Source organism: Microbacterium oxydans (assembly GCF_006540085.1).
Taxonomy (GTDB): domain Bacteria; phylum Actinomycetota; class Actinomycetes; order Actinomycetales; family Microbacteriaceae; genus Microbacterium; species Microbacterium oxydans.
Map to the genome: position 1 here is coordinate 431,887 of NZ_BJOG01000001.1, position 14,628 is coordinate 446,514.

The 14,628-nt window shown below is 69.6% G+C and carries 17 protein-coding genes; 11 read left to right on the forward strand and 6 right to left on the reverse strand.

Annotated features, from left to right (window positions below):
* Positions 1-46: 46 nt before the first annotated feature.
* Positions 47-580, reverse strand: a complete 534-nt coding sequence (locus tag MOX01_RS02040) for a putative immunity protein (RefSeq protein ID WP_058631951.1) — start codon at positions 578-580, stop codon at positions 47-49.
* 2 nt (positions 581-582) lie between these two features.
* Positions 583-1,023 carry a DUF6194 family protein gene (locus tag MOX01_RS02045; RefSeq protein ID WP_141368181.1) on the reverse strand — a complete coding sequence of 147 codons (441 nt, stop codon included), beginning with the start codon at positions 1,021-1,023 and terminating at the stop codon, positions 583-585.
* A 79-nt stretch (positions 1,024-1,102) separates the two neighbouring features.
* Here MOX01_RS02045 and MOX01_RS02050 point away from each other — a divergent pair, with 79 nt between their 5' ends.
* Positions 1,103-1,843 carry a MerR family transcriptional regulator gene (locus tag MOX01_RS02050; protein WP_141368182.1) on the forward strand — a complete coding sequence of 247 codons (741 nt, stop codon included), beginning with the start codon at positions 1,103-1,105 and terminating at the stop codon, positions 1,841-1,843.
* Here the strand turns inward: MOX01_RS02050 and MOX01_RS02055 are convergent.
* Positions 1,815-2,564 (reverse strand): DeoR/GlpR family DNA-binding transcription regulator, encoded by a 750-nt coding sequence (locus tag MOX01_RS02055; RefSeq protein ID WP_141368183.1) that lies wholly within the window; start codon positions 2,562-2,564, stop codon positions 1,815-1,817. The two genes, MOX01_RS02050 and MOX01_RS02055, sit on opposite strands and share 29 nt — an antisense overlap.
* A gap of 54 nt (positions 2,565-2,618) precedes the next feature.
* Between MOX01_RS02055 and MOX01_RS02060 the strand changes: the two genes are divergently transcribed.
* Positions 2,619-2,984, forward strand: coding sequence for a DUF4406 domain-containing protein (locus MOX01_RS02060; RefSeq protein WP_174799744.1), 366 nt, complete (start codon positions 2,619-2,621; stop codon positions 2,982-2,984).
* A gap of 9 nt (positions 2,985-2,993) precedes the next feature.
* Complete coding sequence (locus tag MOX01_RS19040; RefSeq protein WP_046748560.1) at positions 2,994-3,170, forward strand: hypothetical protein; 177 nt, start codon at positions 2,994-2,996, stop codon at positions 3,168-3,170.
* A 7-nt stretch (positions 3,171-3,177) separates the two neighbouring features.
* Here MOX01_RS19040 and MOX01_RS02065 read toward each other — a convergent pair whose 3' ends face one another.
* Positions 3,178-4,119 (reverse strand): SDR family oxidoreductase, encoded by a 942-nt coding sequence (locus MOX01_RS02065; protein ID WP_141368184.1) that lies wholly within the window; start codon positions 4,117-4,119, stop codon positions 3,178-3,180.
* 121 nt (positions 4,120-4,240) lie between these two features.
* On the opposite strand from MOX01_RS02065, the gene MOX01_RS02070 reads away from it, so the two are divergent.
* The gene (locus MOX01_RS02070; protein WP_141368185.1) at positions 4,241-5,083 is read left to right on the forward strand and encodes a helix-turn-helix transcriptional regulator; all 843 of its coding nucleotides are present in this window, start codon (positions 4,241-4,243) and stop codon (positions 5,081-5,083) included.
* A gap of 73 nt (positions 5,084-5,156) precedes the next feature.
* Here MOX01_RS02070 and MOX01_RS02075 read toward each other — a convergent pair whose 3' ends face one another.
* Positions 5,157-6,539 carry an LLM class flavin-dependent oxidoreductase gene (locus tag MOX01_RS02075; RefSeq protein ID WP_141368186.1) on the reverse strand — a complete coding sequence of 461 codons (1,383 nt, stop codon included), beginning with the start codon at positions 6,537-6,539 and terminating at the stop codon, positions 5,157-5,159.
* A gap of 121 nt (positions 6,540-6,660) precedes the next feature.
* On the opposite strand from MOX01_RS02075, the gene MOX01_RS02080 reads away from it, so the two are divergent.
* From MOX01_RS02080 to MOX01_RS02110, 7 genes are all read left to right on the forward strand, one after another.
* Positions 6,661-8,118: an adenosylhomocysteinase gene (locus MOX01_RS02080; protein WP_211368690.1), complete on the forward strand. Its 1,458-nt coding sequence runs from the start codon at positions 6,661-6,663 to the stop codon at positions 8,116-8,118.
* Entirely contained in the window at positions 8,115-9,410 is a 1,296-nt protein-coding gene (locus MOX01_RS02085; RefSeq protein WP_141368188.1) for an amidohydrolase family protein, read from the forward strand. The genes MOX01_RS02080 and MOX01_RS02085 overlap by 4 nt, the downstream gene beginning before the upstream one ends.
* The gene (locus MOX01_RS02090; protein WP_046748566.1) at positions 9,407-9,835 is read left to right on the forward strand and encodes a cupin domain-containing protein; all 429 of its coding nucleotides are present in this window, start codon (positions 9,407-9,409) and stop codon (positions 9,833-9,835) included. Before MOX01_RS02085 ends, MOX01_RS02090 begins: the two co-directional genes overlap by 4 nt.
* Before the next feature lie 79 nt (positions 9,836-9,914).
* Positions 9,915-10,766 (forward strand): ABC transporter substrate-binding protein, encoded by an 852-nt coding sequence (locus MOX01_RS02095; RefSeq protein WP_141368189.1) that lies wholly within the window; start codon positions 9,915-9,917, stop codon positions 10,764-10,766.
* The gene (locus tag MOX01_RS02100; protein WP_141368190.1) at positions 10,763-11,629 is read left to right on the forward strand and encodes an amino acid ABC transporter permease; all 867 of its coding nucleotides are present in this window, start codon (positions 10,763-10,765) and stop codon (positions 11,627-11,629) included. The genes MOX01_RS02095 and MOX01_RS02100 overlap by 4 nt, the downstream gene beginning before the upstream one ends.
* Entirely contained in the window at positions 11,626-12,363 is a 738-nt protein-coding gene (locus tag MOX01_RS02105) for an amino acid ABC transporter ATP-binding protein (RefSeq protein WP_061018172.1), read from the forward strand. Before MOX01_RS02100 ends, MOX01_RS02105 begins: the two co-directional genes overlap by 4 nt.
* 251 nt (positions 12,364-12,614) lie before the next feature.
* Entirely contained in the window at positions 12,615-13,853 is a 1,239-nt protein-coding gene (locus MOX01_RS02110; RefSeq protein ID WP_151485307.1) for a heparan-alpha-glucosaminide N-acetyltransferase domain-containing protein, read from the forward strand.
* Positions 13,854-13,913: 60 nt separating this feature from the next.
* On the opposite strand, the gene pnuC is transcribed toward MOX01_RS02110, so the two are convergent.
* Positions 13,914-14,627, reverse strand: a complete 714-nt coding sequence (pnuC, locus tag MOX01_RS02115) for a nicotinamide riboside transporter PnuC (protein ID WP_141368192.1) — start codon at positions 14,625-14,627, stop codon at positions 13,914-13,916.
* Position 14,628: the final 1 nt, after the last annotated feature.

Here is a 14,628-nt window from a genome sequence, read left to right on the forward strand (position 1 = left end):
CCAGTGTGGTCGGTCGACGCTGAATCCGGGCTGAAGCGGTCGAGGATCAGGTGGAGAGGTGTGCCTGGATCTCGAGGATCACTTCGCCGAGGGCTCCGGAGGAGAGGAGCCCGGGCCCGAGGGGTCCGGCTGTATCGGTGCCGAGCGGCGGGAGGTGCCGCAGCGCCGCGGCTGCTTCGGGGGAGAGGCGCGCGAGCTGCCAGCGCACCTCTGCGGCGCGGGCATCGGGTTCGTTCGGGTGCGCCAGCTCGACGCTTTTCGCGGCGTATGCGGCTGCTCCGAGGGCGTGAGCACCCATGTGTGCGACTCCTGCGGCCTGGGCTGCCGCACGGGCCGCGGCGACGCCGGCGGGGGAGGTGGCGCTGTGGGCGGCGCGTCCAGCGACGAAGCGTCGTCGGATCTCGCCCGCAGCCGTGAGCTCGCCCCGCGCGAATGCTCGTGCCCTGGCGATGGCGTCACGAGCCCGAGCGTCATCGGGTGCCTCGGCCTCGAACAAGGGCAGTACGCGTTCCGCGCAGTCAGCCGCCCACACCGCGACGATCCGGCGGTCGGCCTCGGTCATGCCCTGTGGGGTCGTCATGCTCACCTCGCCCGGCGCGCGGTGCGGCCGCGTGCTGCCTCGTGCGCTTCGCGAAGAAGGCTGAGCACCGCATCCGCCGTCCGCTCCGCGGGATTGATCACGCACACCCAGCCGGAAGTGCCGTAGAGCGGATGCCGGTGGAACACGTCGGCCGCGGTCGGATCGACGTCAGCACCCACGATCGACTCCGTCCTTTCACGCCCGATGTGGATGTTCACCCGGAAGCGCCCCGGAGTATCCAGGGCGGACGAGGTGTCATCGGGGTAGTCCTTCGTGATGATCGTGCCGTACGGCTGGGTGCGCTCCGGCATCCGCCCATCGGGGGCGTAGTAGAGGTAGGTGTCTCCCCACGACAGCTCCGGAAAGTCGCTGCCGGCTTCGGGTGTGACGACGAGGACGCCGTCGAGTCCACGGACCGTTTCGATGATCTCCTGCATTTCCATCCTTCAATGGTGAGGCGGAAGTGCTTATGTGGACTTGGGTGCGCAAAAGACAGGGGACCGGATGCAGAACCCTCAAGTCATGACGTTCACGACGATGCGGCTCGGAATGCTCGTCGGATACTCGACGCAGCAGGTGCGCGACCTCGAGAGTCTCGGCGTCATCCCCGCAGCGGAGCGTGGCGTGAACGGCTATCGCCGGTATCGGATGCAGCACGCCACGGCGCTGCGGGCCTATCGTGCGATGGCGGCCGCGCTCGGACCGGTGCCTGCTCGCCGGTTGATGCCCGTATTGATCGGCGGCTCGATCGAGGATGCCGCCGATCGGATCGACGATCTGCATGCGGACCTCGCCCACGAGCGTTCCCGGGTGCGCGAGGCGCTCAGGGCGCTCGACATCGCGGTGGCGGAAGCCGACGACGTGTTCGCCGCCGATGACGCGATGACCATCGGCGAGCTCGCCCAGGCTCTCGGCGTGCGCTCCTCGGCACTGCGCCATTGGGAACGCGCGGGTCTCGTGCATCCGCTTCGTGGCGACACGTCGACCCGTTCGTACGGATCGGTCGCGATCACCGAGGCGCGAGTCGTCGCTGCCCTTCGCTCCGGCGGTTACGGCATCCCCGCCATCTCACGCATTCTCGATGAGGTGCGCGCGCACGGTCGGACCGGGGAGGTGCAGCGCATCCTCACCGCGCGCCTGGGCGACCTCACCCGTCGTAGCGTCGCTCTTCTCGGCGCGGCAGGACACCTGCACGACCTGCTCGCCGATCGCTTCGGGGAGCAGGGGCATTCCTTCACGCCCGACCGCCGACCAGCGCCATGACCTCCCCGATCAGCGGATTCTCGTCGAGCGGGTCGGTGATGATCGCGGTGACGGCATCGAACGGCAGCACCGGGTAGCGCGAGGCGGCACCGATCTTCTCCTCGCTCGCCAGCACCACAGTCTCGGCGCATCGCGAGGCGATCGCCCGCTTCGTGACCGCATCGTCGAGCTCGCCGGTGGTGAGCCCGTGCACGGGGTCGACGCCCGTCGCGCCGACGAAGAACACGTCGGCGGCGAGGTGCTGGATCGCCTCCATCGCGAGACCGCCCCCGGCCACCAGGGAGTGCCGGGTGAGTTCCCCGCCGATCATGATCACGCGGGCGTCGGAATGCTCGGCCACGGTGAGGGCGACGGCGGGACTCGGGGTGATGACCGTGATGCCGGCGCCGGAGGGGAGCAGTCGAGCCATCGCGAGGGTCGTGGTCCCGGCATCCACGACGATCGTCGCTCCGGGACGGACGCGGGCGACGGCCTGACGCGCGACCCTCTCCTTGCTCTCGGTCGCGACGTCGTGACGTTCGCGCACCGGGGGTTCGGGGGCGGGGTTCGGCAGGGCGCCGCCGTATACGCGCTGGAGCTTCCCTTCGTCGGCGAGCTCGCGGAGATCCCGGCGGATGGCATCTTCCGACACCCCGAGTTCGTCGGCCACCGCCTTCGCGACGACCCTCCCGTCGCGGACGAGAAGATCGAGCAGGTGGTCTTTGCGCTGAGCGGCGAGCATATGTTTCCTCACGAAGTTGCACGATTGTGCATGATTAAGACTACAGTCATCCCCATGACGAAACCACTCCTGATCTTGATCGCCGGCCCGTACCGCTCGGGCACGAACGGTGATCCAGCCCTCATCTCCCGGAATCTCGCCCGTCTCGAGGAGGCTTCGGGTCCGATCTTCCGCCTCGGACACGTGCCGATGATCGGCGAGTGGGTCGCGCTGCCGATCCTGCGCACGCTCGATGCCGCCGACGCCGAGGGCGGTGACGTAATGTACGAGACGGCGCACCGACTGCTGCAGCACTGCGACGCCGTCCTGCGGCTGCCGGGGGAGTCGTCCGGCGCCGACAAGGACGTCGAGATCGCGCTCGATCGCGGGCTCCCGGTCTATCGGTCGCTCGAGGAGATCCCTTCAGCTTCGACTCCGTAGGCTGGAGGCATGACCAAGAACCTCTGGACCATCCTCGGCGTCATCCTCGCCGTCGTGATCGCGTGGTGGATCGTGAGCGCGCTGTTCTCGGTCCTCGCGTTCATCTTCAAGCTCGGGATCGTCGCGGTCGTGGCCGTGGTGGTCTTCCTCGTGCTGCGCGGGATCTTCAGCCGCAGCGACGACTGACCAGACGTCACCGCGGGTAGGTTACGCCGCTTAGCTGCTCCGAGAGGTCCCAGCTGCGCGCGGCATCCGCCGTGCTCCGCAGCGGACGGTACAGGGCCTGCTCGGCCGGAGCGCCGCCCATGTGGCCAGGACCGCGCGGGCCGTACAGGCGGCCGGGCAGAGCGGACGACGACGCTGCCGCGAACAGGGCGGGCAACGCGGCGCTCTCGGCCGTGCCGACGATCAGCCCGCGCTGGGACGCCCACCGGATCACCCTCACCTCGACGGTGTCGTCGGCGCGACCGAGTTCCGGACGGGCGGCGAGCAGGCTCGTGGGGGCGACTCCGGGGTGGGAGAGGTTCGACGTGATGCCCCAGCCGAGCGCTCGGCTGCGCCGGTCGAGTTCGAGCCCGAAGAGTCCGAACGCGATCTTCGACTGCCGGTAGGCCCGCATCCCGTCGTACGACTGCTCCCCGTTCGGATCCTGCCAGTCGATCGTTCCGCGGGCCGCGGCCACGCTCACCTGGGAGGTCACGCGCGCCTGCCCGGCGCTGAGCAGGGGGAGGAGGTGCGCGACCAGGGCGAAGTGCCCGAGATGGTTCGTCCCGTACTGCACCTCGAACCCGTCGACGGTCGTCTGACGGTCAGGCGGGGTCATCACCCCGGCGTTGTTGATGAGCAGATGCACGGGGCTGCCGTCCCTCCGCATCGCCTCGCCGAATTCCGCCACAGAGTCGAGCGATGAGAGGTCGAGCGGCGACGTCTGCACCTGCGCATCCGGCGCAGCGTCCCTGATGGTTGCGGCGGCGGCATCCCCCTTCCGCGGATTGCGCACGGGGAGCACGATCTCGGCTCCGGCACGGGCGAGACGCGTGGCGATGTGCAGGCCGATGCCGTCGCTCCCTCCCGTCACCATCGCACGGCGGCCGGCGAGAGAGGGGATGCGGATGTCGGGGATGCGCGTGCTCATGATGTGCTCCTTCGGGTCTTCCTCCAGCGTGCGTGCTGGGCGTCGCCGCAACCAGGACTCCCCATGCAGTGGATACCGGCACGGACGGATGCGAGGATCGGGGCGTCGGGAGGAGGGCCGGATGGTCATCGACAGGACGGCGCTCGCGGGGTTCCTGCGACTGCGGCGAGACAATCTGCAACCGGAGGACGTGGGTCTGGCGCGGGGGGCGCGACGGCGCACCGAGGGGCTCCGTCGCGAGGAAGTGGCCGCGCTCAGCCACATGTCGGCCGACTACTACGCGCGACTCGAACGGGGTGACGGGCCGCTGCCCTCGGAGCAGATGCTCGCCGCGATCGCCCAGGGGCTGCACCTCACGATCGACGAGCGCGACCACCTGTTCCGCCTCGCCGGACATCAACCGCCCGCGCGGGGCGGAGTCGGCGACCACATCGGACCGGGGATGCTGCGGATCCTCGACCGGCTGCAGGACACTCCGGCCGAGATCGTGAGCGAACTCGGAGAGACCCTGCGGCAGACGCCCCTCGGTGTAGCGCTCACCGGCGACACGGCACACCTCACGGGCATGGAGCGGAGCCTCGGTTATCGCTGGTTCCGCGAGCCATCCACGCGGGACCTGTACGACCCCGCCGAGCACGAGTTCCTGTCGCGGCTGTGGGTGTCTGGTCTGCGGGAGGTCATCGCCCGGCGGGGCCCCTCATCGCGCGCTGCCCGCATGGCCGACGCGCTGCAGGAGCACAGCGCGGAGTTCCGCGAGATCTGGGACCGTCATGAGGTCGGCCTCCGGCCCCGCGAGACGAAGCGCTTCGTTCACCCCGACCTCGGGCCGCTCGAGCTGACGTGTCAGAGCCTCGTCGATCCCGAGCAGTCGCAGTTCCTTCTCGTCTACACCGCGATCCCGGGGTCGGAGAGCTATGAGAAGCTCGCTCTGCTGTCGACCCTGGCTCCCCGGGTCTTCGTGTAGGGGACCTTCGAATCGCGCAAATGGTGGGAAACGGCGTCCACAGCACCCGTTTGCGCGATTCGAGGCGAGAGGGCTACGCCTTCGCGAAGGAGCCGACGCGGTACTTCGCGGCGCGGTGCGTGTCCTGCACGCGGTCGCCGCGGCCGTGGAGCTTGTTGCGGAGCGTGCCGGGCGCATATTCCTCGGGGTAGGCGCCACGCGCGCGCAGCACCGGGATCACGTGCTCGATGATGTCCTGCCACGTGCCGGGGGTGACCGCATAGGCGAGGTTGAAGCCGTCGATGTCGGTCTCGTCGACCCAGGACTGCAGCTCGTCGGCGATCTCCTCGCCCGAGCCGACGATCGTGGGGCCGAGGCCGCCGATCGCGTTGTGGCGCCCGAAGTCGCCGACCGTCCACTCGCGACCGAGGTCGGCCTCTTCCTTCAGGTGCTGCAGCACCGACTGGATCGCGTTCGACTCGACGTTCCCGACCGGCTCGTCCTCCGCGTACTGGGACAGGTCGACGCCCATCCACCCCGACATGAAGGTGAGTGCGCCCTCCGGGCTGGCGTAGGAGAGGTACTCGGCGTGCTTCGCGGTGGCCTCTTCGCTCGTCGCGGCGGTGATCACGGTGAGCAGCGTGTAGATGCGGGCGTCGTAGCGGTCGCGCCCCGCGGCTTCCAGGGCGTCGCGGATGCGCTTCACCGTGCCGGCGAGCACCTCCTTCGAGGGGGCGGCGACGAAGATGGCCTCGGCGTTCTCGGCGGCGAACTTCACCCCGCGCGGGCTCGCGCCGGCCTGGTAGATCACCGGTGTGCGCTGTGGTGACGGCTCGGAGATGTGGATGCCGGGAACGCTGAAGTGCTTCCCCTCATGCCCGATCGGGTGCACCTTGCCGGGGTCGGTGAAGATGCCGCGCTCGCGGTCCTCCACCACCGCGTCGTCCTCCCACGATCCCTCCCAGAGCTTGTAGAGCACCTCGACGTACTCGTCCGCGTGGTCGTAGCGGTCGTCGTGGGCGAGCTGGTCCTCCTGGCCCATGTTCCGTGCGGCGCTGGGCAGGTAACCGGTCACGACGTTCCAGCCGACGCGGCCCTGCGTGAGGTGGTCGAGCGTGCTGAGTCGTCGAGCGAACGGGTAGGGATGCTCGAACGCGGTGCCGGCCGTGATGCCGAAGCCGAGGTTCTCGGTCACCGCGGCCATCGCGCTGACCAGGAGGATCGGGTCGTTCACCGGCACCTGGGCGCCGTTGCGGATGGCGGCCTCGTTCGTGCCGCCGTACACGTCGTAGGTGCCGAGCACGTCGGCGATGAAGATGCCGTCGAAGGTCGCACTCTCCAGCAGCTTCGCCAGGTCGGTCCAGTACGAGATGGTGTTGTACTGCCGCGACCGGTCGTCGGGGTGGCGCCACAGCCCGGACGACTGGTGGGCGACGCAGTTCATGTCGAAGGCGTTGAAGCGGATCTGACGGGTCATGGGCTCCATGAAAGGCGAACCGCGCCGGGGAATCCAGGGTCGCCGACATGCACCGACACATTCGGGTGCGACAGCCTCCGCTCTGGCAGTCGGCACACCCGGCGGGCTCTACCCTTGACTGGTGACCGACGAGACCGCGACAGCCCAGCGTCTGGTGCGGCGCTTCGCCCGCGAGACCAACCTGCTCGTGGCCGGTCGGGATTTCTCCGTCGTCGGGACGGATGGTGTGGCCGACGAGCTGCGTCGACTGCTCCCCGCGTTCGGCGCGCATCTCGGCGACGCTGGCACGGTCGGCCACGGAGTCGTCTTCGCACCCGGTGCGACGCCCGAGATCCTGCTCGACGGCAAGGCTCTCCCTGCGCGTGAGACGGCTCCCGACCGTGTCGATGCGGCCGGACGTCACATGCCCGTCGCCACCGATCGCGCGCGACGCCTGCGCGAGGCCGGCACGGTGAAGGGTGTGCGGATCGGCATCGCGATGGTGCTGGAGCCGAAGACCGCCCAGCTCGCCCTGCTGCTGCGGGATGCCGGAGCGACGGTCGCCGTCTACGCCCACCCGGATGAGATCGACGTCGAGGTCGCCCAGGTGCTGCGATCCCGCGGAATCCCCGTCGACGGTGACCCGGCCCTGTCGGCAGCTGCGGAGCGCGCCGCCGCCGTGGCCTTCCTGCGCCGCGGCTTCGACCTGCTGCTCGACGACGGCTCGCACCTGATCCGTCTCGCGCACGAGGAGGGGATCGCGGCCGCGCTGCGTGGGGCGGCCGAGGAGACCACGAGCGGACTCACGCCCCTGCGGCTCATGGAGCGCGAAGGAGTGCTCGAGATCCCGGTCATCGCGGTGAACGACGCCCTCACCAAGACCTCTTTCGACAACCGCTACGGCACCGGGCAGTCCTGCGTGTTCGCGATCGCCGATGCCCTGGACGACGCCGGCATCGACCTTCGCGACCAGCCGGCCGTGGTCGTGGGCTACGGGCCCGTAGGAGAGGGCGTCGCCGCCCACCTGCGGGCGCTGGGCGTGCAGGTCGGCGTCACCGAGACCGACCCGGTGCGCGCACTTCGCGCCACGCACGACGGCTACCGCATCGGGCGTCTGCACGACCTCGCCCCCGGAGCGCTCGTCGTCTCGGCCACCGGTGCGCCGCACACGGTCGATGCCGAGGTGCTGCGCACGGCGGCGATCGTCGCGGTCGCCGGCGGTGTTCCGCACGAGGTCGACCTCGATGTGTCGACGCTGCAGTCGTACGCGGGAGCGGACGGGCAGAGATCGCCGTTCGTCGAGCGTGCGGGAGACGGCGCGCTCGTGATCGCGAGGGCCGGATGCGTGAACCTCGCAGCCGGCGAGGGCAACCCGATCGAGATCATGGATCTGTCGTTCGCCGTGCAGTTGTACGCCGTCGAGCACCTGCTCTCGCTCGCGCTGCCCGTCGGAGTGCATGCCCTTCCCGCCGAGGCCGACACCGCCATCGGCACGGCCGCTCTCGCCCTGCGCGGAGAGCGCATCGACCAGCGCAGCGCCGCCCAGATCGACGCGCTGCGCGAATGGCGCTCGCCGCGTTTCCGAGGAGAGTCCGCATGACCGCCGTGACCGTCTACTCCGCGGGGCTCGTCGTGCCGATCACCGCCCCGCCGATCGTCGACGGTGCGGTCGCCGTGCGCGACGGACGGATCATGCACGTGGGCGAACGCGAGTGGGTGCTGCGGTCGCTCTCGGAACGCGGGATCGAGGCGGAGGAGGTGCACTGGCACGGCGTGCTCACCCCCGGTCTCGTGAACGCGCACACCCACCTGCAGTACACGGGCATGGCCTCGGTCGGGCGCGGGCAGTACGACGGCTTCGACGACTGGGTGCGCGCGTTCGATCCGGTCTACGAAGGTGGGCGCGACTGGGCGGCGGACGCGGCCTACGGTGCCGCACAGGCACTGCGTTTCGGCACGACGGCCGTTGCGGATGTCGTGACCGACAGGGCGGCAGCGACCGCATTGCACGACGCCCGCCTGCACGGCATCACCTACTGGGAGGTGATGAGCTGGACCAACGCCGACTGGGCTCGCACCGGGCGCGAGCAGGTGGAGCAGGCGCTCGACGCGCTGCCGACGCCGCCGGGGACGGGCCTCTCACCCCACGCTCCCTACTCGCTCGACATCGAGCCGCTGCTGGAGATCCCCGACATCGTGCGCGAGCGCGGCGGACGCATCCACATCCACCTCGGCGAGGCTGCTTTCGAGAGCGAGTTCGCGCACGAGCACCCGCAGGCCTGGCACACGGCGGGGCTCGCGAGCTTCCAGGAGCTGCGCAAGGCCGGATTCGGCACCAGCGCCACCGAGTTCGTCGATCAGCTCGGCGTGCTCGGACCGGACTGCCACATCGCGCACGGGGTGTACATGAGCGCCAGGGACCGTGCCATCCTCCGGGAGCGCCGCACCACCGTGGCGCTGTGCCCGCGATCGAACGCCGTCATCGGGCTCGAGGAACCCCCGATCGCCGCGTACCTGCGCGAGGGCAGCCCGATCGCCGTCGGCACCGACTCGTTGTCGTCGAGCCCCTCGCTCGATGTGCTGGCCGATGTGGCCGAGCTCGCGCGCATCGCCCGCTCGCAGGGGTACACCGACCGCGACCTGCACGCCCGCCTGCTGGGTGCGGCCACCCTCGGAGGGGCGCACGCCATGGGCATCGACGTCGGTCCCGACCGCACCGGGTACCTCGCGGTGGGGGCACTCGCCGACCTCACGTTCTTCGACGTCCCGTCAGGCCCCGATGCCGTGGTCGAACTCGTCGAGCACGGGGCGGGCCGCACGGCCGCCACCATCATCTCCGGCGAGGTCCGCTACGCCGTCGACTCCTTCCCCGAAACCGGAGCACCCGCATGACACAGCGCCCCGCGACCGCCGAACGGCTCGACCTCGCCCCGCACCCCGAGGGCGGCTGGTTCCGTCGCACCTGGACGAGCCCGCTTCCCGTCGAGACGCCGAACGGTCCGCGCCCGGCGGCCACCTGCATCCACTACCTGCTGCTGCCGTCGGAACGGAGTGAGTGGCACGTCGTGACCAGCGACGAGCTGTGGCTGTGGCACGGCCCGGGGCGGCTCGAACTGAGTCTCGGTGGCGACGGCGCGGAGCCGGGGGTGGCGACCCCGGTGGTGCTCGGACCCGACGACGCGGCGCAGGTGCTCGTGCCCGCCGGTGTCTGGCAGGCCGCGCGGCCGCTCGACGCCGACGAGGTGCTGGTGTCGTGCTTCGTGTCGCCAGGTTTCGACTTCGCCGATTGGCGACTCGCCGCATCGCCTACTCTGTAGAGGCAGACCCGCCTCGACACCTGGCGGACCCGCCCTGCCCCGCGCTCTCCTCCCTACCCTTCTTCGCCCTGGAGTCATCGTGCCCTTCGCCCTCTCCCTCCGCCGCGCAGCCGCCGTCACCGCTGCGGCCGCCGCCATCGCGCTCACTCTCTCCGCGTGCACCTCGCCGTCCTCCGACTCCGGCAGCGGTGACGGGTCGGGCCTCTCGACCGTGACCGAGGGCAAGCTCACGATCGCCACCGGCGAGCCCAACTACGAGCCGTGGTTCGTCGACGACGACCCCTCCAACGGCGAGGGCTTCGAGGGCGCGGTCGCGAACGCGGTCGCCGAGCAGCTCGGGTACGCGGCCGGCGACATCGTCTGGGTGCGCACCACCTTCGACGGCGCCATCGCTCCCGGTCCCAAGGACTGGGACATCAATCTGCAGCAGTTCTCCATCACCGACGACCGCAAGAAGGCCGTCGACTTCTCGTCGCCGTACTACACGACCACCCAGGCCGTCGTGGCAGTGGGCGATTCGCCCGCCGCATCCGCGACCACCATCGACGAGCTCAAGGCCACCAAGGTCGGCGTCGCCAGCGGCACCACGAGCTACACGGTCGCGAAGGCTCAGATCGGCGAAGGCAACCTCAGCGTCTTCAACTCGGTCGACGACGTCGTGCTCGCGCTCAAGGGCGGCCAGATCGACGCCATGATCACCGACCTCCCCGGTGCCTTCTACGTCGTCGGCGCTCAGCTCGACGACGGCGTGGTCACCGGACAGTTCGCCGACGCGAACGGCGGAGACGACTTCGGCATCGTGCTGCCCAAGGGCTCCGCCCTCACGGCCGACGTCACCAAGGCGGTCGACGCCCTGCGCGAAGACGGCACGCTCGACGAGCTGCAGCAGAAGTGGCTCAGCGACGCGGTCGACGTCCCCGTCCTGAAATGACCTCGACCCCCGTCGACGCGCAGTGGCAGCCGAGCGAGCTCGAGCTGTCACGCCGCGCTCTGCGGCGCCGGGCCACCACGCGCTCGGTCCTGATCGCCTTCGGCAGCAGCCTCGCGCTCGCCGTAGTGCTGATCGTCGTCGTCGTCAACACGCCCGGTTGGGCGATCGTCAGCCAGACGTTCTTCGACCCCCAGGTGGCGCTCGAGAGCATCGGTCCGATCTTCCAGGGGCTGCTCGTCAACCTGCTCGTGCTCGTCATCGCCGTGGTCTGCGTCGCGATCCTCGGCACGCTCCTGGCCACCCTGCGCTCTTTGCGTGGCCCCGTGTTCTTCCCGCTGCGTGCGCTCGCTGCGGCGTACACCGACTTCTTCCGCGGCATCCCGCTGCTGATCGTGCTGTACCTGGTGGGCTTCGGCATCCCCGCGCTCGGGATCTTCCCGCGCATGCCCGCGATGTTCTGGGGCACAATCGCGCTGGTCCTCACCTACTCCGCGTACGTCGCCGAGGTGCTCAGGGCCGGCATGGAGGCGGTGCACCCCTCGCAGCGCATCGCCGCGCGCTCGCTCGGACTCACGCACGGGCAGACGCTGCGGATCGTCGTGATCCCGCAGGGCGTCCGCAAGGTCGTGCCCGCACTCATGAACGACTTCGTGTCGATGCAGAAGGACGTGGGTCTGATCTCCGTCCTCGGTGCGGTCGATGCCGTCAGGGCCGCGCAGCTGATGGTCGCCGAGACCTACAACTTCACCCCCTACGTCGTGGCTGGCCTCATGTTCATCGTGCTCAGCTGGCCGATGATCCGCCTGACCGACGTCGTCACGGCACGTCTGAACAAGCGCGAGCAGGCCGGAGGAGTCGTATGAGCGTGCCGGTGATCGAAGCCAAGGGCGTGCGCAAGCGCTTCGGCGACCACGACGTGCTGCGTGGCATCGACCTCTCGGTCGGCACGCACGAGGTGGTCGTGCTGATAGGCGCATCGGGTTCGGGCAAGTCGACGCTGCTCAAGACCATGAACCTCATCGAGGGGATCGACGACGGGCAGATCTTCCTCTCCGGCGAGGACATCACCGACCCGCGGGTGGATGCCGACGCCGTACGGGGGCGGATCGGGGTCGTGTTCCAGCACTTCAACCTGTTCCCGCATCTCACCGTGCTCGACAACGTCACGCTCGCCGCGGTCCGCGTGCACGGGATGCGCAAGGCCGAGGCGCGGGCGAAGGCGCGCGCGCTGCTCGAGACGCTCGGGCTCGGCGCCAAGGCCGACGAGTACCCCGACCGGCTCTCCGGCGGTCAGCAGCAGCGCGTCGCGATCGTGCGGGCGATCCTCACGCAGCCCGAGGTGCTGCTGCTCGACGAGATCACCAGCGCGCTCGACCCGCAGCTGGTCGGCGAGGTGCTCGACCTGGTGCGCGAGCTGAAGGTCCAGGGCGCCACGATCGTGATGGCCACCCACGAGATGTCGTTCGCCCGCGAGGTGGCCGACCGCATTGTGTTCCTCGAGCACGGCGTGGTCGTCGAGCAGGGTCCGCCCTCGCAGGTGTTCGACGCCCCGCAGCAGCCGGCCACGGCGGAGTTCCTGGCCCGCGTGCGGCACTGACACCCGCTAGGACCCGCACGCGCCGACTTCATCCGATCGACGGATAGAAGCGGTACTGAGGGTGGATGTGTGCCCTCGGGCGTTCGTATTGAGCTTGAGATCTCCGCTGAATCCTCGAGAGGTCTCCTTTGAGCACGCCCCACATCATCCCGTCATTCTCTGCGCCGACGGAGGACGCTTCGGTCGCAGACTCCGGCGACCGTCCGCGACGCGGAGGAGCCACCTCCACGGGTAGGCGCCGTATCGTCGGCGTGGATGTCGCGCGCGGACTCGCGCTGGTCGGGATGTTCGGCGCCCACCTGATGGTCGCAAGCGGTCCTGACTTCACTCTCTCGGATCCGTCGACGTGGCTGGACATCGTCAACGGGCGCTCCTCGATCCTGTTCGCCCTGCTGGCGGGGGTATCTCTCGCGCTGATGACCGGCGGTGCGCAGAACGCGACTGCGGACGAGCTGCGGAAGATCCGGTTGCGCCTGGTCGGTCGAGGAGCGGCGATCTTCGTGATCGGGCTGCTGGTCGAGCTGTTGGGCTCCGGGATCGCCGTGATCCTCACGCTGTACAGCGTGCTGTACATCCTGGCGGCGTTCACGGTGCACCTGCGCACCAGGGTGCTGGTGATCGCGGGGGCGGCGCTCGGCATCCTCGGTCCTCCGCTGCTCGCTCTGATCGGCACGCTCTCGCCGGATCTGGGTGGCCCTGGGCTGTCGCTGGTGCTGTTCGGCACCTACCCGATCACGGTGTGGGCGGCGCTGCTCTGCGCAGGTCTGGTCATCGGCCGCCTCGATCTGACCCGCGTGAAGACGGCTGTGGTCATGCTCGTCTGCGGTGGGCTGGTGGCGATCGGCGGATACACGCTGGGTGGGCTGCTCACGCCGCCGCAGCAAGATGTCACGACGTCGAGCTCCGCCTCCGGCTCGAGTTCGGGTTCAGTTCCGGGCTCGATGAGCATGGTCCCGGGTGACGAGGTCGACATCTCCGGGCTGACGTGCCAGACGAGCGACGGCATCGTCGCCTGCTTCGCGCCGGAGAAGGCCTCGCTGTTCGGTGGCGACGGCGGTGGCGACGTCGACGGCCAGTCGTACTTCGACCGGGTGGCGTCGCAGGACCCGCCGGCGAAGATGCTCGAGGCCGTCACCAACTTCTCCGCCCACTCCGGCGGGGTGCTCGAGATCCTCGCATCCGGCGGATTCGCGGTGGCGATCCTCGGGCTGTGCCTGATCGTCACCCGCTACGCGAGGTGGGCGGTGGCACCACTGGCCGCCTATGGTGCTGTGCCCCTCACCGGCTACGTCATCCAGGCGATCCTCATCCTGGCGGGTGCGGCGACCTGGCTCCCGAACCCGGTGCTTCCCAGGATCGCGTTGTCGCTGCTGATGATGGCCGGCGCACTCGTCTGGACGCGCACGGTCGGCAAGGGTCCGCTCGAACGGCTCACGGCGCGTGCGGCCGATGTCATGGCGCTGACCGTGAAGGGGAAGAGCCGGGCCTGAGGACTGCCTCGTTTCGAGGAGGGGCGACAGCGAGGCGGAAGGGCCGGGGGAGGGCGGAGCTCAGGCGAGCTCTTCCTCCTCCGGACGTCGTGGGCTCGGGTCGGGCGGCAGGATCTCGATCGGATGCGCGGCGGTGCGCTGTGCCCGCCACCAGATCACGAAGCCGACCGCGGTGAAGACGCCGTAGAAGACGTACATGAAGCCGGTTGCGTAGTAGCCGGAGCTGAACAGCAGCGGCACGCCGACCACGTCGACGGCGATCCAGATCAGCCAGAACTCGGTCCAGCCCTTGGCCATGCCGTAGGTCGCGAGCAAGGATCCGACGAACGTCCAGGCATCGGCCCACACCGGCTCCCACGATCCGAGCAGACGGAACAGCGGGGTCAGGGCGACCGTGCCGACGATCATCACGAGCACCATGCCGATGCGTGCGCTCGTCGGGGCCCAGCGGGGAACCACTCGCCCGCCGTCGAGATTCCGCCAGCGGATCCAGCCGTAGATGGCCACGGCGATGAACATGATCTGCCGACCGGCCTGCCCGAGCAGGTGCGGCAGCGACGGGTCGGGGCTCAGCGCTGAGCCCAGGAAGACCGTGAGAAGCAGCAGGTTGCCGATGATGCCGACCGGCCACGCCCACACCTTGCGGCGCATCCCGCCGAGGGCGCTCGCGAGGCCGAAGGCATTGCCGACGACCTCACGCACGAGGAGGGTCTGCCCGCCCGGCAGGATCCACTGCGAGTTGAAGGCTTCGACGAACCACTGCAGCAGGTCCATC